Origin of the sequence: Bacillus sp. FSL H8-0516 (assembly GCF_038635285.1) — a bacterium.
Classification (GTDB): Bacteria; Bacillota; Bacilli; order Bacillales; family Bacillaceae; genus Bacillus; species Bacillus safensis.
This window is the reverse complement of record NZ_CP152051.1, coordinates 774,207-795,434: the sequence shown is the minus strand read 5'-3', so window position 1 is coordinate 795,434 and position 21,228 is coordinate 774,207. Positions and strand designations below refer to the sequence as shown.

The window sequence follows — 21,228 nt, the reverse complement described above, 5'->3', positions numbered from 1 at the left end:
CGTAAAATGTGGTAAGCTATTGAATAGAATGAAGATATAGAAAGCGGGAATGAACAGTGATTGTCAAACATGATCATGAGTTAGAAGCCTTAAAAAAAGTCGGCCGAATTGTCGCTTTGGCAAGAGAAGAAATGAAAAGCCAAGCGAAACCAGGCATGTCTACAAAAGAATTAGATTTGATTGGGAAAAAAATATTAGAAGAACACGGGGCCAATTCAGCACCTGAAAAGGAATATGACTTCCCTGGTACCACTTGTATCAGCGTGAACGATGAAGTTGCACACGGTATCCCAAGTGAAAAAACCATTTTACAAGAGGGCGACCTCGTGAACATTGATATCTCAGCAGAACTGGACGGCTATTATTCAGATACAGGCATTTCATTTGTTTTAGGTACAGGTGATGCTCGTCTTGAAGCATTATGTAAGTGTGCGGAAGATGCGTTCCTTGAAGGATTAAAGCATGCAAAAGCCGGTAAAAGACAAAACCAAATTGGCCGTGCGGTCTACAATACAGCGAAAGAACAAGGATTTACCGTCATTAAAAACCTAACAGGACACGGCATTGGGAAGAATCTGCATGAAGCACCCAACCATATCTTGAACTACTATGATCCATTCGATAATGCTTTGTTTAAAAATGGCACAGTCATTGCCTTTGAACCTTTCATTTCAACAAATGCTGAATCGATTTATCAGGCTGATGATGGCTGGACATTTAAAACACCAGATAAAAGTCTAGTCGCACAGATTGAACATACGATTGTGATCACTAAAGACGAACCGATTATTTTAACAAAGCTGTAAGCCAGCTATCCCCTCCTTCACTGGAGGGGATTCAGATTGTTGACAAAGGGCTAAAATGATGTTGATTTTAGCCCTTTGTCTTCTTTTCAGCGTGATAGAAAACCTTTGCAGTCTAGGAAGGACGAGCAGCGGAGCAGAGCGAATTTGACATTCGTGAGCACCGGAGCGCAGACCTGACAACGAATGCGAGGGTTTGTCTACACGCTGTATCCCCTCCTTCACTGAGAGGGGATTTTTTCATGCCCGTTTCACGAATCTGTCACGACTAAACAAAAATGCCTGTGGTAAAATAGGCAAAGATATGCGAAAGGGGTCTTATTTGATATGTGGTTCATCATCATAGGTGTTATCTTTTTCATCGAAAGTATTATCTTAACGGTTGTAGGGATTAAGAAAAAACAATCCATGATGACCTATCTTGGTGTTGTCATCATGATTATGACGGTCGGCATGATCCTCGTTACCCTCAACCCGCCAAATTCATAAATCAATATTTCCAGCATATACATGGATCATAGGCAGATAGAATCAGTTTTCACTTCTTGACACCTGCACGCTTTTCACGTCCTTTTTTGAGATGTTACAATGCAGGCAGTTTCAATTGAAAGGAGTTTTCTATCATGCATTATGGTAGCAAAGGCTGGTATGTCGAAGAATTAAAGAAGCTTGGTGTGACTAAGCATGAAGGAAGAAAGCTTCAAAGCTTAAAAACATATTTCCTTGCAAATCTTCTTGAGCAAAAGAAACGCAGCTCATAAACGCTGAAAAGCCGTACATCTTAAGATAATGTACGGCTTTTTTTAAATGTGCTGAATTCGTTTTTCTAAAGACTTCCTCACCACATCTGCTAAAGCATCTACTTCAAGAACGGCTTTCAGTCTCTCTGGACTTGTTTGACGATATTTGACTTCGTTGACCTCATGGACCGTAATGTGATGGGTCGCTTTTTCTACTAGTACTAGCGATGCATCAGGCGGCACCATGCCTTCTTTCAGTACACGTAAATAAAAGCCTGTATACCCTGTTTTTTGTACTTCCTTTACAAGCTTCATGTTGCCATGCTTAAGAGACAATTTCACACAAGGCTGTCTTGGCTGGCTCACCTCAACAAATGCATCTCCAAGCTGAAACACATCGCCAATATGCACATTCGTTTCGACTAGCTGGCGTACTGTTATATTCTCGCCAAAGGCAGCTTCCTGTAATGGAACCCCTAAAAATTGTTCAAAGTGAGCATAATGATCATACGGAAAGACGCAGACGGCTTTATCATAACCCCCATGATGAACCAAATCCCCCTGACCATCTCCTTCAAAATTGACCTGACTTAAATACACAGGCTCATGAATGCGCCTTTTGTTGATGGCTGTTTTGATTTCTTTTCCATTCGCATATGTAATGATAGGTTGTCCCACTTGGATTCCTTCTATGTCGTATCTCTTATGTCCCACGATGGCCATCTCCTTTGGTTGTCTACTGACCTTTATTTTACATCGTTTGACAATCAAATCATAGTCGAGGCGTGAAGATCAGATGCAGGCTATGGTACGATGTGAAAAAAGGAGAGATGACCATGATTCATTATCACGCCATTGTAAAAGGACGTGTGCAAGGAGTCGGCTTTCGTTATTTTGTTCAGGGAGAAGCCGTCAATCGTGGAATGAAAGGCTGGGTACGCAACACAGATGAAGGTCATGTCGAGTTAAAGGTAGAGGGTGAGCAGCAGAAAGTGATTGATTTCTTAGAGACTGTCCGGAAAGGAAGTCCTTTTTCAAAAGTCACCGACATGCAAATGGAGCCGCTCACCGAGCTTGCTCATTATCAGGATTTTCGAATAAGGTCATAAAAAACCTAGCTTTTTGTAAACATTATTTCTATTCATGATAGTTAGGCGGAGCTTTCGTATGATATAGTTCAGCCAGAACTTTCTGGTTGAACTTTTTTTATTTAGATTTAATCTATCAGTAGCCAGGCTAGAACGTACGGAGGCGTGGGACATTGATTCCGTCAAGTAAACTGTTCATCACCATCTACTTGTAGAAATATGTTTGAGGCTGGTTGGGACTTAGATCTCGTAAAACATCGAATCGGTACGAGTCATGCATAAGATTAATTGGACTGGTTCGATATTGCCTCAAAATAGTCTAGAACTACTTTACGGAATTCCAATGAAGCTTGCGTCATGTATCGACTTGTATGCCATAATAAAGCGATATCACGTACAAGTTCATGATTCTCAACTTGCAAATATTTAATCTTTCCCCATGATATTTTTGCTGTGCTTGGTATGAAGGCAAGTCCAATTTCAGCTTCTACAAGACTGATCAAACGTGTAGGTTCATCGCCCTCATACACATATTTAAGGTCAATTCCAGCCGATTTGCATACAGAGTCTACTAAATCACGAGTGCCGTATCCTCTTTTCATACCGACAAAGCATTCATCCTTAAGTTCTGTTAAACATACGCTAGTTCGGTCTGCCAGTCGATGCCCATTAGGAACTGCTACAAGAATGGGATCAACAAAGACAACTTGACATTCGATGTCTTCCCCTTGAAAAGGAGAGGACGACAAGCAAAAATCGACTTCGCCTCGATGTAAAAGCGTGACCATTTCCAGTGTGGTCAGCATTTGCACATGAAATTGGATATTAGGACGTTTTTTACGAAACTCTCGCATCATCTGAGGCAAAGTGCTTGCTGTGGTTACCGCAAGCTTTAGTGTGCCAGATTCTCCTCTAGACAAATCGCTAATCTCCTGTTTTCCCTGTTCCAACTCAAACAAAGCCCTTTCCGCGCGACGAATGAATTTCTTGCCAAATTCATTTAAACGCAGTTTCCTGCCTGTGCGATCAAATAAAGGCACCCCTAAATCTTCTTCCAGACGCTGAATCGTTTTGCTTAGCGACGATTGCGTAACGTGGAGGCTTCGTGCAGCTTCAGTTACATGCTCTAATCGAGCTACCTCTAGAAAATATTGTAGTTGAAGGAGTTCCATTTCATTTTCTCTCCAATCATTCCTTTTGGTCAATGATATCATAACTTTAAATGCGTTGGAATGAATGTAAAATGCCAAGTAAGATATCAATATAACAAATTTAAAGGGGGAGAAAAAATGAATTCTCGTAGCAGATGGTTAATGATATCCGTTGGACTAGGTATATTATTAAACCCTTTAAATTCATCAATGATTTCTGTTGCTATTGCTAGGTTGCAACATGTGTATAGCATTGATTTTACTGCTGTTTCCTGGATTGTGTTTTCATTTTATATCGCTAGTGCTATCGCCCAACCTGTCATGGGGAAGGCTAGTGATTTATTCGGCAGGAGGAAGATATTTCTGGCTGGTCTTGTTGTATCCTTAGTTTCTTCTATTCTGGCTCCATTTTCTCCAAATTTCGGATGGCTTATTGTGTTCAGAATCGTACAATCCATCGGAACTAGTATGCTGATTGCAGTTGGAACAGCTATAATTCGCATTCATATTACAGAAAAGCAATCAGATGCTTTAGCAGGTTTATCAATTTTCCTATCCGGTGCGGCAGCTATAGGACCTTTTGCCGGGGGAGTACTTATTCAATGGTGGGACTGGCCAGCGATCTTCATCGTTAATACCCCGTTTGTAGTAGCGAGCTTTATATTAGCTTGGAAAATGATTCCCAATGATGGACCAGCAGCAACGGTTTCACGTGACATGTCGTTTCGAAAATTACTGGGTGTGATTGATGTGCCAGGAATTCTGCTCTTTGCGGTGGGTCTGATTGCCCTTCTAGTTGGCTTGCTGGCAGCGAAATCATCTGGGCATTTCTCTATGTGGAATATCGTTGTTGTGCTAATCGGGCTCGTTGCGGTGGGAATATTCGTACGACATGAGCTAAAAACAGTGTCGCCATTTATTCCTTTACGCACCTTCGCCAAATATCCAGGGATGACTTGGGTCAATATACAATACTTGCTAGTTAACTTCCTTTATTATTCACTCTTTTTTGGGATTCCATCATACCTGCAAATGGTACGTCATGTCAGTGAATTCCAGACAGGGATTCTTATGTTAACCTTGGGCTTGAGCTCGATTGCAGCTTCGCCAATAGCAGGGAAATGGGTCGGTAAATCAGGACCCAGACCTGCATTGATTGTATCCTCATTACTGATGGTAGTAGGGGCAGTGTGGATCGTGACATGGACGCAAAGTTCACCAGTCATCAGTGTGTGCCTGGCGTTAGCCGCGTTCGGTTTTAGCAACGGGCTAAACGCTGTTGGTATGCAGGCAGCTTTGTTTAAAAGCTCTCCAAAAGAAATTGCTGGTGTAGCATCTGGCCTATTTAATACATCAAGATACTTGGGAACAATTTTATCTTCACTGTTGACAGGTATCATTATGGGAGGTGCGTTCACCTTTACAGGATTCCGATTGCTGGGGGTTTTCCTAATGGTCATTGCATTGGTCTTAGTATTTATAAGTCTGCGACTCAGATATTCTGAGCAATTGGATGAACCGAGTACAAGCAATTCAAACAAAAAATAAAAATTGGAGTTGAATGTTATAACAACTGTTAATATCAAGGAATGGTCCTCATGGGATCAAACTTGGCAGGGAATGCAAAAGGATAAACAGCCCCAGGGTGAGAAAGTCATCCAGAAGTGGAATGCGAGAGCGCAAACTTTCGCCCATTGTTGTAGTAAGGAAGAGATCTTTTGTGGTCATCATAAATAAAAAGGGATAGATATCTATCCCTTTTGTTTTAATCAATTTAAATGTTCAACATCATATTAGAGGACACATGTATTATGATAAAAGACATCTTTTTATGGAATTACATATAACTCTCGCTAGGCTTTTTCTGTCCTGTGATAGGGCTTGTCCTGATAAAAATAGTTTGGTTTCACAATGGTATTGTCGTAATGCTTGTGGAATATGTGGGTAGCAGCTGGTGATACTGGCGGAATCAGCCATGTCCAGTCCCCGGTCAGCTTGCGGTCAGCCTTTTCTTCCTGCTTTTCAAACTGCTTGAATTGATGTGCTGCTGTATGGTGATCGACAATGGTTACCCCTGCTTCGCGATAAGAATGGAGAACCGCCACGTTCAATTCGACAATGGCTTTATCCTTCCAAAGGGACGCATTCTTGGTTGTGTCCAGTCCTAAAAGAGAAGCGACTTTTTTCAGCATATTGTAGCGGTTTTCATCCGCTAGGTTGCGTGCGCCAATTTCTGTGCCCATATACCAGCCATTAAACGGTGCAGCATTGTAATGAATACCACCAATCTCTAATTTCATATCAGCGATAATCGGGACCGCATACCATTTTAGTCCCAAATCACGAAATCCATTATATTCAGGATGGGTGATCTCTACCTCTTGGACGATTTCTTTCGGAAGCTCATACAGAACAGGCGGCTGATCCTTTAGCTGAAACATGAGAGGCAGAATATCAAAATGTGTGCCCTCCCCTTTCCAGCCATGTGCTTCACATAATTTTGTTAATTCAAGAGATGCCTCGTCGCCGATGATGCCATATTCAGTTTCATAGCCTGCATAACGAACGAGCTGATGATTATAAATGACGACTTCCTTCTGTCTGTTTTTCTCTGGGGGAAAGATCGTAATGGACGGTTTGATTTTCCCGCCATTTGTCGCATACTCAATATGATGAAAGAGCGCCTCCTTCACTTCATCCTCTGTCTTTACATGCCGGCAGTCATGCACTTGCAGGGTCGACCAAAACAAACGGCCAATGCAGCGGTTACTGTTGCGCCATGCCATTTTCGCCCCGTGAGCTAATTCCTCTAGTGTATGCGTATAAATTCCTTCAGACTCAATTTCTCTTTTTATTTCATGCAGACGTGCTGCTTTCTCTTCATTTGACTTGTTTAATTCTTCATAGCATACAGAAATAAAAGCTTCTGCTTCATTCCACAACGCTTCTTGATTACTCAAACATACTCGCCTCACTTTAATACGAATATATCCATTGTATCGGTTTCTATTGATAAATTCACTCGTTTCAAACCATTTTTTATCAAATCATCCGACCATTGTCCTTAGATCATAGATGAATCAATACGTTTAAGGGTCTTTTGGAGCCAGCGTACATAGCCTTTTTCCCTTTCGATTGCCCTTGTCAGCACTAAGTAATGCCCAAATTGCGCTGAATGCAGTGATTCAGCAGAAGGGTCTTCCTCTGTCAAAGCGTGCAGCTTTTGTTCCAGCACATCTACTTTCTTGGTGCGCTCTAAAAGTTGATAGGCAAACAGGTCAGCCGCTTCTTCTTTGTCCATGGAGGAGATGAAAAATGTTTTGAGCATGAATTCATCCTTTGTTGTTTCCGGAATCGGATCTTTTGTTCTTAACCACTGACGCAATTCTTCTTTTCCTGCCCCTGTGATTTGATAGACCTTCTTCTCCAGCTTTTTTCCTTGTATGTGAATGTCAAATTCAATAAACCCTTCCTCTGTAAGACGCTTCAGTTCAGGGTAAATCTGACTGTGCTTCGCACTCCAAAACTGTCCAAGGGAATCCTTAAAATGTTTCGTGATATCATATCCCGTCAGCTCACGCTGATCCAGCAAGCCAAGAATGGCATATTTTAGTACTCTCATGATGGGCCTCCAACGCTTATTCTTTGACAATAGTATACCATAGACTTTAAAATAAACATGTAAATCACAACATGTTTGAAAAAACATCATTCTAATGAAAGAAGGAATAAACATGGATCAATTCGTTGGACTTCATATGATTTATACGTATGAAAATGGCTGGGAATATGAGATTTACATTAAAAACGATCACACCATTGATTACCGCATTCATAGCGGAATGGTTGGAGGACGCTGGGTCCGTGATCAAGAAGTAAATATTGTGAAGCTGACAAAAGGCGTATACAAAGTCTCTTGGACAGAACCAACTGGGACAGACGTCTCTCTGAACTTTATGCCTGAAGAAAAACGCATGCATGGCGTCATCTTCTTCCCTAAATGGGTGCATGAACGTCCAGACATCACCGTCTGCTTTCAAAATGACTACATCGATCTCATGAAAGAATCTCGTGAAAAATACGAAACCTATCCGAAATATGTTGTCCCAGAATTTGCGGACATTACGTATATCCATCATGCAGGTGTGAATGACGAAACCATTATCGCAGAAGCACCATATGAAGGCATGACAGATGAAATAAGAGCTGGACGAAAATAAAAAAGCGGCACGCCTAGTGCCGCTTTCAGCGTGTAGACAAACCCTCGCATTCTTTGTCAGTCCTGCGTGCCGGTGCTCACGAATGTACAATTCGCTCCGCTCCGGTACTCGTCCTTCCTAGGGCTGCAAAGGTTTTCTATCACGCTGAAAAGAAGACAAAGGACTAAAATCATTTTAGTCCTTTTTTATTGAATACCTAACGTCTTTTGAGGAAGTACGAAACGATAGACTGGCAGTTCATCACCTGTTTTTGAAGCAATAAACCCTGATGACATATAGCTGTCCTTTGATTCTGGTTCAAGGGCAAGTGAAAGCAAATTGGTTTGCGGCTGTGCTGTGACATATACCTTTGTTCCTTTTGGCAGCTGACGTTTCTTGTCAACGAGTTTTGTTTCAAGCTGAATATCTGTTTTGCTCTTTTCCTCTCGCTTTGTCACCTGATAGGCTTGTACCGGCACTTTCATGCCAGCCGGCAATGTGACATTTTTTAATCCTAATGTTCTGAGTTTCTTTTCTACTCCTTCATGCCCCGGAAGAATGAGATAAGCTGTCGGCCGTTCTCTTGTTAAGACAGGAACAGCATCGCTCGCACTGTGAAAGCGTACAGGAACTTGAGTCGTTTGTCCCTTCTCTATATCAACCATTTCCAGCGAGTTATTGACAGGTGCTTGGAAATCATCTTGAATGACCACTTGATCATCATCATTTGGCTGCAGTCCTTTTTTGACCAGCTTCAGCCGCTCCGTCACCATTTGCCGCTTCACCTGTTTGGCATGTTTCACCGTGGTCTCAATGATTTTTTCATGGGTGGCTACTTGCGCAGCGACGCGGCGGGCAAAATCCTCTCTTCCAATCCCAATCCCTCTGCTTTCTACAAGAAATGACAGGGCTGGCGAAAGTGCAAGGGCATTACGGCCAATTCGCGCATCCGTTCCACCTTCATAGATGTCGATCTTTCCATCCTTTCCTCTTGTGTTTGTATAATACAAATCGTTAGAAAATCCTTTATTCGTCAGCGTTTCACGAACTCCGTTAACGTATAACTCATTTGATGTCAGCCGGATGCTTTCAGGAATGTTTAAATTCTTCCCTGAAAGAATAAGCAAATCATGATATTTGAGAGCGCCTGATGAACCGATATTTTCAAACTGCTTTTGACCCACATCGTATTCATGGGCATCAATAACTACCTCTGGCGCATACCGATTAAATTCTTGATGCAGGGCTGCCAGTTCTGGAGATTCTAATGTCATATGATCACGGTTTCCGTCTAATCCGTTTGCCAGTCTGCGGTCAAACGCATAAGAACCATCAGGATTGATTCTTGGAACAATGATGATATTGACATGATTGAGTATACGCTCTCCTTCTTCACCTGCTAATCGTTTTGCAATGACGAGAGCAGATTCACCGGAGGCTGGTTCATTTCCGTGTATTTGTGCTTGGAGCCAGATGGTTGGCTTTTTTGAAAGTGGAGTAATGGAGCGATCCTTTGTAAAGTACAGGGCCGGAATGGACCTGCCTTCAATGGATGTTCCAATCTGTTTCTGAGTGGCATATGGGCTTTTGCGGACAATGTCTTTTAAGAAAGCTTGAAGCTCTTCTTGTGTCGTAAATGCTTCTCCTTTTTTCTGAAAGGCAGGGGTTTCAAACGTCTCGCCAGGCTTAGGGTATAGCTTTTTCACTGAAGCCGGCTGTTCATAACTCTTTCCATAATAAGGGGTTTCTGCATGAGCTGAAGCTGGGCTCACCATCGACAAACTGCCTGCCAAGAGGCATGCAGCAGCAAAAAGAATCGTGCCTTTTCGTTTGGACATGCTATCCTCTCCCTTCGTTGATTTGCATTATAAAGAAAAAAACAGAAAAAGTGTCAGTATTTTTCAAAAATAAATCTTTTGGAGGAACAGGCATATCTTTGTCTAGGGCAAATGAATGGAGCCTGCCCGGCAATATGACCTAAAAAAAGTGCCTGCCCGCAGCAGACACTTTTTTATTTACCAGATGGAAATGGCCCCAATGAGAACCGCCATGACGGTCATAGCGACGACTGCCAGCACAGCCCATTTCATCCCAAATTTCTGATGCTGATCCAGTGATACGCCAACAAGTCCAACAAGTAAATGAGTCGATGGAACAAGTGGACTTAACATATGAATCGGCTGACCAATAATAGAGGCTCTGGCAATCTCAATTTTATCGACACCGTATGCTGCCGCTGTTTCTGATAGGATCGGCAGTACGCCATAAAAGTATGCATCATTCGGCATAAAGAAAGTAAAGATCCCGCTTGTTAATGCGACAATGACTGGAATAAAGCCGCCAAGCTGCTCTGGAATTGCAGATACAATCGAAATCGCCATTTCATCGACCATTTTCGTTCCAGTTAGAATACCTGTAAAAACACCTGCCGCAAAAATCATCGAAGCAATGGCTAAAACGTTTGTTGAGTGAGCGGCAATTCGCTCACGCTGCTGATCTAAGTTCGGATAGTTCACGATAATTGCCACACAGAAAGCAAGAACAAATAGAACAGTTAAGCTGACTTTACCTGATACAAGCAGCAGCACCAATAACAAAGTCAGCGCCAGGTTAAACCACCAAAGCTTTGGCCGTTTAATGTCATCTTGCAGTGCCGCTGCCATTTCATTTGCATGAATCGGCTGGTCAAGTTCAATCACACCAAGGCGTTTTCTTTCGGCTTTTCCAAGAAAATAAGCAACAATAATCATACTGAGAACCCCTGCACCAATGACTGGAATCATCGGTCCAAATAAAAGTGAAGGGTCAACGCCAAGTGCACTCGCCGCTCTAGGTGTAGCGCCTCCCCATGGAATTGTATTCATAATTCCCATGCCAACCCCGGCAATACCCGCTAAAATAATTGGACGGATGCCAAGCAGCGTAAATAGTGGAAGCATCGCTGTTGTTGTAATCATATACGTTGTTGTTCCATCACCATCAAGTGCAACAAGCATCGTCAGGACAGCTGTTCCGACCACGATTTTTAATGGATCGCCTTTAACGATTTTTAAAATTTTCGCCACCATTGGATCAAATAAACCCGCATCAATCATAATGCCAAAGTACAAAATCGCAAACATGATCATGACCGCTGTTGGTGCGACTTGCTGCACGCCTTTGACAATCATGTCTGAAATTTCAGTAAAATGAAAACCTGCAATAAGAGCAAATGCAATCGGTGTTAACACCAATGCCGTTAAAACAGACATACGTTTCGTCATAATCAAAACCATAAATACAATCATCATAAGAAATCCTAAGATTGCTAACATATTGTTCACCCCTTATGTTGTATACGCTTTCATTAATGTGTTGGTATCCCATTTCCAACCCTTTTTGTCATCATATCTGAGGTGAGAATTGAAGTAAATATTATGAATTTTAATTCTTTTTCGGTCGATAAATGCTTTTTGTTCATTTTGTTCAAACATTGGGCTTTTTGATTCTATGAAAAAAACAAAGGGTTTATTTTAGCCCTTTGTCTTCTTTTCAGCGTGATAGAAAACCTTTGAAGTCTAGGAAAGACGAGTACTGGAGCGAAGCGAATATGAGATTCGTGAGCACCGGCACGCAGGAATGCGGGCGAATGCAAGGGTTTGTCTACACGCTGGAAGCGGTCTCACTCGACCGCTTGTTCTCCTTGTATCAATTGCTCATATTGCCTTAATTGATTTTCCATAAAGATCTTTGCCTCTTTGCTGTTCATATAACGACTTGTCCAGCCCTTTTGCTTTAATCGCTTTTTCCAGGACTTCGTTTCCGTCATTTTTTGAAGAAGCTGATCCCATTCACGAATGTCATGCTGACTCATTTGTTTAGGGCCCATCACACCTCGCCAATGGGAAAAGATGAGCGGAATGCCCTGCTCTTTCCATGTCGGCACATCTTCAAATCCATCTAAGCGCTGGCTGGTTGTCGTCGCAACGAGCTTCAGCCTCTTTTTTTCATAATCATGACGAACCTCTGTAATGGTAGTCGTTGCTGCATCCACTTCATGGTTGATGAGCGCCTGAAATAAATCATCTGCACTGTCAAATTTCAAAAATTGAATGCGATATGGATCAATCCCTGCCATTTCTGCTGCCCGGGCGAATGAGATTTGATCATCATTTCCAAAGTCAGGCGCAAACCCAATTTTTAAGGAATCTGGTTTTTTCTTGAGGGCGTGTAACAGCTCCTTCCCATTTGCAAAAGGAGAATCCATCGGGACTGCGACGACCTGCCACTCTTCTGCAAGGATTGCCAGCGGTGTCACATCATTCATCGTCACGTTACTGCTGCCAAGTAAATTACGGCTTAACAATAAGCTTGAATTTAAACTGATATAGTTGGCTTCCCGCTCCATCATGTATGTCCATCCTTTATCCACCGTTCCGCCTCTTTGATAAAGAATGTTCACAGGCCGGTTCACCAGCTTCTCTTGTTCAAGCACTGATTTCATCACCTGGGCCGTTTGGTCAAATCCCCCCTCTGGTACACCCGACACCACAATATATAAGGAGTTTTGCTGAAGGAAAGAGTCTCCAGCTTTTTTTTCATTAAAGGTGAGTGTCATACATAGGCAGAGCACGATCACAAAAAGTATTCCTTTTTTCATCTTTTAAGACTCCGCTTGTTTGGCAGGGTAATATTTACGTTCAGGTCTGCCAATGATTCCGTATGCAAGCTCTGCCCGGCATTCCCCTGTTGTCACAAGATACTCTACGTATCGTCTCGCAGTTGTACGTGATGCGCCCATCTTTTCCCCAAGTTCTTCTGCTGTAATTCCGCAATTCTCTGATGCCATCAATGTTTTCACTTTGTCCAAGGTCAGTGAATTGATGCCAGTGGGAAGATCTTTGTCATCCCTTTGTTTTGGCTCTTCCTGCATCTGTCCAAAAAACAGATCGATCATCGTTTGATTGACTTCATCCTTTGAATTGATGATGTCTTTCTTCTCTTTATATTCGGTTAAAACTTGTGCAAACTTTTGTGAGGTCACCGGTTTGATTAAATAATGAACCACTCCGTAATGAAGCGCATCTCTTAAAAGCGTCGTTTCCGTTGCAGCCGTGATAATGATCACATCTACTTCAGGATAGCGTTCTCTTAAAAGCGGCAGCAAGTTTGTGCCGAGCTCATCAGGCATATAGACATCAAGCAAGATGAGATCCACTTGTTCCCTCTGGAGCGCCTCCCACATATCCTTTGCACTCTTTGCCTTTCCAGCGACCTTAAATCCTTCTATCTTTTGTATATAAGATTCATGAATGGCAGCGATTCGAAAATCATCCTCCGCAATGAGTACCTTAATCACCATCTATTCCCCCTTTGTGCCTTTCGGTATGTATACAGTGAAGATGGCACCGCCTTCTTTTTGGTTCGCAACTTCAATCCAGCCCCCAAGCTCGTCCAATACTTCTTTCACATTCGCAAGCCCGTAGCCTCGTCCTTCTCCCTTTGACGAATGGCCTCTTGTGAAAATCTGTGACAGTTCTTCTTCATTCACCCCATCACCTGAATCTGACACTTCTATGATAATATCAAACCCAATATCTGTGATGAACAGGTCAACCTCACGCTTCTCCTTATTTAATACAGCTTCAAAAGCATTGTCTACGAGATTGCCAATGATGGTGATAAAGTGAGATAAACTTAAATGAGCTGGGAGCGGCTCAAGTGAGCTATTTTCATCAATGTGGAAATGGACTTTCTTCTCAGATGCTTTCCCTAACTTGCCAAGTAAGATGGCTTGTATTTTAGGAGACCGAATCTGCTTCATGAGTAAATCGTGCTGACGGTTTTGCAGATGATATTCTTCTTTAATTAAGTCGATGGCTTCATCGACTTGCTTCAGCTCAAGCAGGCCTAAAATGGCGTACAGCTTATTTGAGAATTCGTGCGTTTGGGCCCTTAGGTCTTCTGAATATTGGCTGACCTCTGTTAATGTATCCAGCAGTTTCGTCAGCTCTGTTTTCTCTCTGAAGCTCACAATCCCTCCGAATACTCGATGATCCTGCATTACTTTTTTCACATTTAAGACATAGGTTTTATCATTGACGACGGTTTCGATGTTAGGTTCAATCGTCTCTGCCTTTAAATAGAGAAGAAGTTTGGCATTTGGCAAGACTTGATCAATATGAAGAGGCAGCTTTGATGAGACGCGCAGCATGTGCTCAGCTGATGTATTCATCATCGTAATCGCGCCTTTCTGGTCAAACGCAATAATCCCTTCTTTTATAGCGAGCAGCATCGCCTCTCTTTCTCGATACAACGAAGCAATTTCATGCGGCTCAAGCCCTAATGTATCTTTGCGAATACTCTTCGTTAAAAAAATTGCACCGAATATGCCCGGCAAAAGCACAAGAAGCGCAATATAGCTAAGCTTCAATAGCTGATGAGCTGTCGCTTGATCAATTTCCTTTTTTAAAAATTCGACGGTGACTGTGCCGATAATTTCTTCATGCCCCTCTGTTTCTTTCATAATGGGTGCACTGCCTCTGACAACGGTTTCACCATTAGAATCATCAGTTGATATGGAGGTTCCTCCAAATAAGAGAGTACTTCTTCCTTCCGATACACTGATGGTTTTTCCTACGTCCTCATGATTCGTATGAACAAGGACCTTTCCTTTTCGATTGGTAATGAAGATGGCATGAGCTCTTACTTGCTCCTTCATTTGCTCAAGCACTGCCTGTTCTTCATTTTGGGACGCTGATAGAGCCACCGATGCTTTAATGGGCGGCATATATGATATCGTTCTAGCGGTCTGCACCGCCAGCTGTTCAGCTTGTGCCTGCCTTTCTGATGTCTGCAAAAAACCAAAACAAATGGTTAATAATGCAATGACAACAAGCAAAAGCCCGATAATTAACCCCAAAATTTTCGTTTGTAAAGTGACTTTCCTTTTGCCCATTCTCACCGCTACAACCCCTAATTCAGTAGATTCACCGAATAGACTCTAAGAAAATGATATCATTTTTTCTTACTAAGTTAAGAGAAAATTCTTTCAAACAAAAAAGACGACTCAAAATCGAGTCGTCCCTGTATGCCTATTACGTGATCGATAAACCCGCACTCGCATAGCCTGCTACGGTATTCACTAAGGATAGACCTGTAGCTGATGCGGAGAATACAACAAGCAATCGTGTTTCAGGTGTGACTGGTACATTTAGACCAGTCGCAATACCATTTGCAATTGCACCCAGCGTTAAAACACCGGTTAAAGCTGGTGCTAAAGTGACACTCGCTACTTGAGTGAAACTGTTATTTGGTGTTGGTGAAGCAAACAAACTAGCTGTGACCGTAATACTTGTGCCAAGCAACGAAAGAGCAGCTGTCGTACTGAAATAGCCGGCAAATGATGTGATTGTTCCGGCTCTAGGAACTGAGAACGCCATGTTGAGTAAAGTGCCTGCAGCGCCGGTTAAATCAATCACTCCGCCTAAAATACTGACACCTGTCGCTGAGTTACCAAATCCGATCAAGCTGGATGTTCCAACGAGACCGCCTGCAATTGTTGTCAGGACAGCAGGTGTACCTGAAGCAAACGGAATGATCGCACTCGATCCTGTCACTCCTGTTGGACCGGTGGCGCCTGTTGCACCGGTTACCCCCGTCGCTCCGGTTAGACCTGTGGCTCCTGTGACACCGGTCGCTCCGGTGACTCCTGTTAATCCAGTTGTGCCGGTCACTCCCGTGGCTCCTGTTACTCCTGTCGCTCCGGTGACCCCTGTTAATCCAGTTGCACCGGTCACTCCCGTGGCTCCTGTTACTCCTGTCGCTCCGGTGACTCCTGTTAATCCAGTTGCTCCGGTCACTCCCGTGGCTCCGGTCACTCCTGTCGCTCCGGTTACTCCGGTTTCTCCCGTGGCTCCGGTGACTCCAGTTGCTCCGGTGAGACCTGTAGCTCCGGTTACTCCAGTCGCACCTGTATCACCCGTTACCCCAGTTGCTCCGGTTACTCCAGTTGCACCCGTATCTCCTGTTACCCCGGTGGCTCCTGTGACGCCGGTTGCTCCTGTATCTCCAGTTGCACCGGTTGCTCCTGTACCCGTGACTCCCGTGGCTCCGGTGGCTCCGGTGGCTCCGGTTACTCCTGTCGCTCCCGTGACACCTGTCGCGCCTGCGGCTGCTAATAACGTATAGTCTGAAGAAGTATCCGGTGTACCTGTTGGTGGTGCTGTATTCACAACATAGGTTCCACCCTCATATGTTACCACTTGACCTACTGGATAGGTTGGCGCTGTTGCTGGGTCAAATGTCAGAATACCAGTTAATCCTACACCGGTTACTCCTGTGACGCCGGTTACACCCGTTACACCAGTTGCACCCGTATCTCCTGTTACCCCGGTGGCTCCCGTGACGCCCGTTGCTCCGGTCGCTCCCGTGACACCTGTCGCGCCTGCGGCTGCTAATAACGTATAGTCTGGAGAAGTATCCGGTGTGCCTGTTGGCGGCGCTGTATTGACCAGATATGTTCCACCTTCATATGTCACTACTTGACCTACTGGATACGTTGGCGCTACTGCTGGATCAAACGCTGCAACTCCAGATAAACCGACACCTGTCGCTCCGGTCACTCCTGTTGCCCCTGTATCACCAGTTATCCCAGTTGGTCCTGTGACGCCGGTTGCACCAGTTTCTCCTGTTGCTCCTGTGCCAGTAGCTCCGGTTGGGCCAATTTCCCCTGTCGCTCCCGTAACTCCAGTGGCTCCGGTTGGACCAACTTCCCCGGTTGGTCCTGTCACTCCTGTTGCGCCGGTGGAACCCGTGACTCCTGTACCGGTTGCACCCGTAACGCCAGTCGCTCCTGCAGCGGCCAATAACGTATAATCTGGTGACGTATCAGGTGTACCTGTTGGCGGCGCCGTATTGACGAGGTAAGTTCCTCCTTCATATGTCACCACTTGACCTACTGGATATGTCGGCGCTGCCGCTGGATCAAACGCTGTGACGCCGGCTAGACCTACTCCCGTCGCTCCTGTAATCCCTGTGGCACCGGTTGTTCCTGTTGCTCCCGTATCACCAGTTGCACCTGTGACACCGGTTGCTCCTGTTGCACCGGTGGTACCCGTTGCTCCTGTGACTCCTGTGCCAGTAGTTCCGGTTGGGCCAATTTCTCCCGTCGCTCCCGTAACACCAGTGGCTCCGGTTGGGCCAATTTCTCCTGTTGCTCCCGTGACGCCGGTGGCTCCGGTTGGACCAATTTCTCCTGTGGCACCCGTGACGCCGGTGGCTCCCGTTGCTCCTGTTGCACCTGTACCGGTAGCGCCTGTAACGCCAGTCGCGCCTACAGCGGCTAAGAGCGTATAATCTGGTGATGTATCTGGTGTACCTGTTGGTGATGCAGTATTGACAAGATACGTTCCACCTTCATATGTCACCACTTGCCCCAATGGATATCCTGGTGCTGCTGCAGCATCATACGGTACAACCCCAGTTAAACCCACACCGGTGGCTCCTGTGGCTCCCGTTGGACCTGGATCTCCTGTGACACCTGTTGGCCCTGTACCTGTTTCCCCCGCTGCAGCTAATAATGTATAATCTGCCGACGTATCCGGCGTACCTAATGGTGGTGCTGAATTGACCACATACGTACTGCCATCGTATGTTACCACTTGCCCTACTGGATAGGTTGGTGCTACTGCTGGATCAAATGCCAAGATGCCTGTTAAACCTACGCCTGTTGGACCGATTGGACCTGCTGGACCTGCTGGGCCTGCCGGACCCGCTGGACCCACTGCACCCGCTGGACCTGCTGGGCCTCTTCTTCCTCTCCCGCCTGGCGGACCTTGAATCACACAAACACAAGGATCTTTTCCGCAGCAAGGATTTTTCACTGGTTTCCTTGGCTTTTCTGATATCCCTTTTTTACAACTATCACATTCCCAGCCATCATCCTTATACGCATCATACCAGCTTCCTTTTTGGTAGTGGTCTGTCGAATGAGTTGGATATGTCTTACCACATTGCCTACATCTTTTCATGGAATCACCCCCATCCATCGTATTCATCATGACTGGGAAAGGTGTATGTACACTTTTATTTTTTTAAAATAATCAAAAGACCTTGCACTTTATGCACAAGGTCCTTCTTTCATTAAAGTCTCATCGTCATTTTTAAATCTTTCCCTACCATACTATAATCCATATCTACCGGCCGGATGGCTTCTTTTAATGTTTTCGTACCTTCTCCTTCAAAGAAAGTAGGTGCATCTTTCCCCCCAATTAATAATGGTGCCATATAAATAATGACTTCGTTCACAAGGGACGCTTCTAAAAAGGATGCGCTCACACTGCCTCCCGCCTCTACAAGCACCGACATCACAGAGCGCCTTTTCAGCATACGTAACACCGCATGAAGATCTGTCCGATTTTCTCCGCTTGTGACAAACACTTGATGTCCTTTTTGCACCAGTTGATGGTATTTTTTTTGATCATATTTGTTTGAGGTACAAATGATGGTTTCTGCCATATGATCATTTAAACATTTCGCATGAAGAGGAATCCTTAAGGTGGAATCTAAAATGACACGAATGGGCTGTGTCACGAATGAATCTTTTACAATAAGACCTGCATCATCTTGAATAATGGTTTCGACGCCGGTTATGACAGCATCTGCTTCTTGACGTAATTGCTGCACTTCATTCCTCGCTTCTGTCCCTGTAATCCATTTGCTTTCTTGATGAGCTGTTGCAATTTTCCCATCTAATGAAATGGCTGTTTTTAATATGACATACGGGAGGTCTGATTGTATCGAATGAAAAAAAGGAAGATTTAAGCTGTCCGCTTCCCGCTTACATATCCCTTCTTCTACTTCTATCCCTGCTTGTTTCAACATCGTGACCCCTTTACCTGCTACAAGTGGATTTGGGTCCCCAGTGGCAATGACCACACGTTTCACCCCGCTCTTTATAATGGCTTCTGAGCAAGGACCTGTTTTTCCATGATGCGAACAAGGTTCGAGCGTCACATACATATGAGCCCCCTTCGCCTTATCTCCTGCCATTTGCAGCGCATGAATTTCAGCATGCGGCTCGCCCGCCTTCATGTGAGCACCAATTCCAACGATCTCTCCTTTTTTGACTACCACTGCCCCGACAAGCGGATTTGGCGAGGTTTGTCCTTTCATGGCCTTTGCGTTGGCAATCGCTAGCTTCATATAAAAAACATCGTCTTTCATGTAAGTCTCCTTTCCTCTCTTTCAAGGGAAAGAACTCCTTCAGGGAATGAAGGAGTTCTATTCTCATGTGCTATATTTTTTCCATCCGTTTCTTTTCAGATCGATCATAGTAAGGCAAGGAATAAAAAAGTTTATAAGATGCTCGTTGTTTACAAAAACAGCATTTGCGACATTCATATTTATTAATGAGGAGCACATGCGGACAATTGAGTACAGACAGACCTTTTTTCATATGTTCCTTGCAAACACTTATCATGAGAATCCCCCGCTTACATTCTTTTTCTTAATGAGAGATTACTTCTTTCGGAAATTGTTCAAATAAGCGTAATACTTCGGTATGCGTCCCATCTTCTCGAACGTGATAAATCCCGCCGTCATATGAGCTTGCATATACATCATTGCCTAATTGTCTGATGGCACTAATCCCATTTTGGGCAATTCTAATTGGGCCGGTGTTGACATCCAGCTCTGGATTCCACACAACGATATAGCCCCAATAATCACCGCTTACAATATAGCCTGAGTCTGTGACTGTGACCGATTTAATCGAATACTGGTGTTCGTTATGCTGGTCTAAAATTCTTCCTGTATGCAAATCAAACAATCTCACATTCTTGTCGCGGCTGACAATGGCGATACGGTCTCGTTTACTATCAATAAAGACATCATTTAACAGCTCTGTCGCACCAATGTATTCCGCTTTTAAGGACAAACTCTTTTTATCTAAAAGACAGATGGTTCCTTCAACTGCTGCTGTGATGATAAGATCTCCTTCTACCTTTAATGCTTTAACTGCACAATCGTGTGCTTTGGAACGGCCGATTTCCTTTAAGTGTTCTGTCGAAATGACATGGACATAACCGCCATAAGTTCCAATATAAAATTGACGATCCTCCTCGTGAAAATACACGCTGTTGACCGGACCTGTGTTAAGGTCAAACGAAACCATTTGCTGTAATGACTCATGAACAATATGCACTTGACTTGCATGGTCTCCCCACGCATAATAGCTTCCATCCCGTGCAACAGCTACTCCATTTGTTAAAACGCCCGTCGATTTGGCAATTTCAATCCCATTTTTTCTGAATTTTCCATCATCTGATGCGGTAATAATATCACCTGCATCAGTCAGCGCAATATCATTGATAGATGGTGTCGCCATTTCGATCTCATCTGATATGACTTTGCCCTTTTCGATCGACCATTCACAATATGTTTTTCCAAAGCTGGCTCCTAGTATTGACTTCTCATCCTCTGTCCAGACAAGCGAGCGCTCCCACTGATATTTATGAGGCAGCAGTGTATCGACTAAATCACCTGTTTCATAATTCCACAGCTTAATTAAATGGTCGTAGCCTGCTGTCAGCAAGTAATTGCCGCTTGGAGAAAAATTCACGCGCTTGACGCCCTGTAAATGGGCTTTGATGATTTTCTTCTCCTGTAAAGTCGCTGCATCGTAAATAATAACGGTGCCATCATCTCTGCCAAGTGCGAAAACTTCTTTTTGATTGCTGCCGCTGATTGTATCGAGCTCGTAATCAAACGGGCCGATTTCCCCTACAATTTCTCCGGTTTCATACAGCCATACAAGGACATATCCATCATCACCTGTTGTATAAGCTTTATCACCATGTATCCATACAGCTAATACATCTTTGCTATGGCCATGGAATTCTCTTAAAATAGCGCCCGTTTCGATATCCCAGACTAAGCATCTTCTATCTCTGGACACAGATACAAGTAAAGTATCCTGCTTCGCAAAAGCGACGGCTTCTACATCATCTGCATGACCAAACAACGTGCGGATTCGAGTATTTGTGCCTGTATCATACAATTGAATCGTATAGTCTGACGATGCACTTGCTAAATACTTTCCGTTTTCAGAAAGAGATATGGAGTTAATGATATGCTCGTGACTGCCAATAAACGTTCCTTCTCCTGTTTCCCGGTTCCACTGATAAATACAGCGGTCATAGCCGCCAGTGTAAACAATTTGGTCGTGCTGAGTTGATAAAACAGATGTAATTGGTCCTCTATGCATA

Annotated in this window: 18 protein-coding genes; 6 read left to right on the top strand and 12 right to left on the bottom strand. The window is 44.0% G+C overall.

The annotated features are described in order from the left end of the window. The first annotated feature begins 56 nt into the window (after positions 1–56). The 3 genes from map (at position 57) to MHB67_RS03715 (ending at position 1,564) form a co-directional block, all read left to right on the top strand. Positions 57–806 (top strand): type I methionyl aminopeptidase, encoded by a 750-nt coding sequence (gene map, locus MHB67_RS03725; RefSeq protein ID WP_024424611.1) that lies wholly within the window; start codon positions 57–59, stop codon positions 804–806. Positions 807–1,130: 324 nt separating this feature from the next. Then, the gene (locus tag MHB67_RS03720; RefSeq protein WP_087978305.1) at positions 1,131–1,292 is read left to right on the top strand and encodes a hypothetical protein; all 162 of its coding nucleotides are present in this window, start codon (positions 1,131–1,133) and stop codon (positions 1,290–1,292) included. A gap of 134 nt (positions 1,293–1,426) precedes the next feature. After that, positions 1,427–1,564 carry a YflJ family protein gene (locus MHB67_RS03715; RefSeq protein ID WP_064497716.1) on the top strand — a complete coding sequence of 46 codons (138 nt, stop codon included), beginning with the start codon at positions 1,427–1,429 and terminating at the stop codon, positions 1,562–1,564. A gap of 42 nt (positions 1,565–1,606) precedes the next feature. On the opposite strand, the gene MHB67_RS03710 is transcribed toward MHB67_RS03715, so the two are convergent. Continuing rightward, positions 1,607–2,257 (bottom strand): MOSC domain-containing protein, encoded by a 651-nt coding sequence (locus MHB67_RS03710; RefSeq protein WP_172881442.1) that lies wholly within the window; start codon positions 2,255–2,257, stop codon positions 1,607–1,609. Between the two features lie 122 nt (positions 2,258–2,379). Between MHB67_RS03710 and MHB67_RS03705 the strand changes: the two genes are divergently transcribed. Continuing rightward, the gene (locus MHB67_RS03705) at positions 2,380–2,652 is read left to right on the top strand and encodes an acylphosphatase (protein ID WP_024426625.1); all 273 of its coding nucleotides are present in this window, start codon (positions 2,380–2,382) and stop codon (positions 2,650–2,652) included. Positions 2,653–2,915: 263 nt separating this feature from the next. On the opposite strand, the gene MHB67_RS03700 is transcribed toward MHB67_RS03705, so the two are convergent. After that, on the bottom strand, positions 2,916–3,803 hold the full coding sequence (locus MHB67_RS03700; protein ID WP_034623123.1) for a LysR family transcriptional regulator: 888 nt from the start codon (positions 3,801–3,803) through the stop codon (positions 2,916–2,918). Positions 3,804–3,920: 117 nt separating this feature from the next. Between MHB67_RS03700 and MHB67_RS03695 the strand changes: the two genes are divergently transcribed. Beyond that, positions 3,921–5,330, top strand: a complete 1,410-nt coding sequence (locus MHB67_RS03695; protein ID WP_342492798.1) for an MFS transporter — start codon at positions 3,921–3,923, stop codon at positions 5,328–5,330. 305 nt (positions 5,331–5,635) lie between these two features. On the opposite strand, the gene MHB67_RS03690 is transcribed toward MHB67_RS03695, so the two are convergent. Continuing rightward, positions 5,636–6,742 carry a nitric oxide synthase oxygenase gene (locus tag MHB67_RS03690; protein WP_342492797.1) on the bottom strand — a complete coding sequence of 369 codons (1,107 nt, stop codon included), beginning with the start codon at positions 6,740–6,742 and terminating at the stop codon, positions 5,636–5,638. Between the two features lie 104 nt (positions 6,743–6,846). Beyond that, positions 6,847–7,404 carry a PadR family transcriptional regulator gene (locus MHB67_RS03685; protein ID WP_103132778.1) on the bottom strand — a complete coding sequence of 186 codons (558 nt, stop codon included), beginning with the start codon at positions 7,402–7,404 and terminating at the stop codon, positions 6,847–6,849. Between the two features lie 112 nt (positions 7,405–7,516). Here MHB67_RS03685 and MHB67_RS03680 point away from each other — a divergent pair, with 112 nt between their 5' ends. Continuing rightward, positions 7,517–8,002: a phenolic acid decarboxylase gene (locus MHB67_RS03680; RefSeq protein ID WP_103132777.1), complete on the top strand. Its 486-nt coding sequence runs from the start codon at positions 7,517–7,519 to the stop codon at positions 8,000–8,002. A 185-nt stretch (positions 8,003–8,187) separates the two neighbouring features. On the opposite strand, the gene MHB67_RS03675 is transcribed toward MHB67_RS03680, so the two are convergent. From MHB67_RS03675 to MHB67_RS03640, 8 genes are all read right to left on the bottom strand, one after another. Beyond that, the gene (locus MHB67_RS03675; protein ID WP_342492796.1) at positions 8,188–9,819 is read right to left on the bottom strand and encodes a M14 family metallocarboxypeptidase; all 1,632 of its coding nucleotides are present in this window, start codon (positions 9,817–9,819) and stop codon (positions 8,188–8,190) included. 177 nt (positions 9,820–9,996) lie between these two features. Next, positions 9,997–11,295 carry a citrate:proton symporter gene (locus MHB67_RS03670; protein ID WP_034283666.1) on the bottom strand — a complete coding sequence of 433 codons (1,299 nt, stop codon included), beginning with the start codon at positions 11,293–11,295 and terminating at the stop codon, positions 9,997–9,999. A 347-nt stretch (positions 11,296–11,642) separates the two neighbouring features. Beyond that, on the bottom strand, positions 11,643–12,620 hold the full coding sequence (locus MHB67_RS03665) for a tripartite tricarboxylate transporter substrate-binding protein (protein ID WP_024424603.1): 978 nt from the start codon (positions 12,618–12,620) through the stop codon (positions 11,643–11,645). Between the two features lie 3 nt (positions 12,621–12,623). Beyond that, positions 12,624–13,319, bottom strand: coding sequence for a response regulator (locus MHB67_RS03660; protein WP_342492920.1), 696 nt, complete (start codon positions 13,317–13,319; stop codon positions 12,624–12,626). A gap of 3 nt (positions 13,320–13,322) precedes the next feature. Continuing rightward, positions 13,323–14,918: a sensor histidine kinase gene (locus MHB67_RS03655; RefSeq protein ID WP_044335448.1), complete on the bottom strand. Its 1,596-nt coding sequence runs from the start codon at positions 14,916–14,918 to the stop codon at positions 13,323–13,325. Positions 14,919–15,057: 139 nt separating this feature from the next. Continuing rightward, positions 15,058–17,991 carry an exosporium glycoprotein BclB-related protein gene (locus MHB67_RS03650; protein ID WP_342492795.1) on the bottom strand — a complete coding sequence of 978 codons (2,934 nt, stop codon included), beginning with the start codon at positions 17,989–17,991 and terminating at the stop codon, positions 15,058–15,060. Between the two features lie 112 nt (positions 17,992–18,103). Continuing rightward, a complete protein-coding gene (ribD, locus tag MHB67_RS03645; RefSeq protein ID WP_056767639.1) occupies positions 18,104–19,186 on the bottom strand; it encodes a bifunctional diaminohydroxyphosphoribosylaminopyrimidine deaminase/5-amino-6-(5-phosphoribosylamino)uracil reductase RibD in 1,083 nt (360 codons plus the stop codon). A 283-nt stretch (positions 19,187–19,469) separates the two neighbouring features. Then, on the bottom strand, positions 19,470–21,227 hold the full coding sequence (locus tag MHB67_RS03640) for a WD40 repeat domain-containing protein (protein ID WP_280149820.1): 1,758 nt from the start codon (positions 21,225–21,227) through the stop codon (positions 19,470–19,472). Between the last annotated feature and the right edge of the window lies 1 nt (position 21,228).

Bases quoted from the DNA above. Each gene is read 5' to 3' on its own strand.
- MHB67_RS03720 (WP_087978305.1), top strand. From the start codon at position 1,131: ATGTGGTTCATCATCATAGGTGTTATCTTTTTCATCGAAAGTATTATC.
- MHB67_RS03715 (WP_064497716.1), top strand. From the start codon at position 1,427: ATGCATTATGGTAGCAAAGGCTGGTATGTCGAAGAATTAAAGAAGCTT.
- MHB67_RS03705 (WP_024426625.1), top strand. From the start codon at position 2,380: ATGATTCATTATCACGCCATTGTAAAAGGACGTGTGCAAGGAGTCGGC.
- MHB67_RS03700 (WP_034623123.1), bottom strand. From the start codon at position 3,803: ATGGAACTCCTTCAACTACAATATTTTCTAGAGGTAGCTCGATTAGAG.
- MHB67_RS03695 (WP_342492798.1), top strand. From the start codon at position 3,921: ATGAATTCTCGTAGCAGATGGTTAATGATATCCGTTGGACTAGGTATA.
- MHB67_RS03685 (WP_103132778.1), bottom strand. From the start codon at position 7,404: ATGAGAGTACTAAAATATGCCATTCTTGGCTTGCTGGATCAGCGTGAG.
- MHB67_RS03680 (WP_103132777.1), top strand. From the start codon at position 7,517: ATGGATCAATTCGTTGGACTTCATATGATTTATACGTATGAAAATGGC.
- MHB67_RS03675 (WP_342492796.1), bottom strand. From the start codon at position 9,819: ATGTCCAAACGAAAAGGCACGATTCTTTTTGCTGCTGCATGCCTCTTG.
- MHB67_RS03670 (WP_034283666.1), bottom strand. From the start codon at position 11,295: ATGTTAGCAATCTTAGGATTTCTTATGATGATTGTATTTATGGTTTTG.
- MHB67_RS03665 (WP_024424603.1), bottom strand. From the start codon at position 12,620: ATGAAAAAAGGAATACTTTTTGTGATCGTGCTCTGCCTATGTATGACA.
- MHB67_RS03655 (WP_044335448.1), bottom strand. From the start codon at position 14,918: ATGGGCAAAAGGAAAGTCACTTTACAAACGAAAATTTTGGGGTTAATT.
- MHB67_RS03650 (WP_342492795.1), bottom strand. From the start codon at position 17,991: ATGAAAAGATGTAGGCAATGTGGTAAGACATATCCAACTCATTCGACA.
- ribD (WP_056767639.1), bottom strand. From the start codon at position 19,186: ATGAAAGACGATGTTTTTTATATGAAGCTAGCGATTGCCAACGCAAAG.
- MHB67_RS03640 (WP_280149820.1), bottom strand. From the start codon at position 21,227: ATGCATAGAGGACCAATTACATCTGTTTTATCAACTCAGCACGACCAA.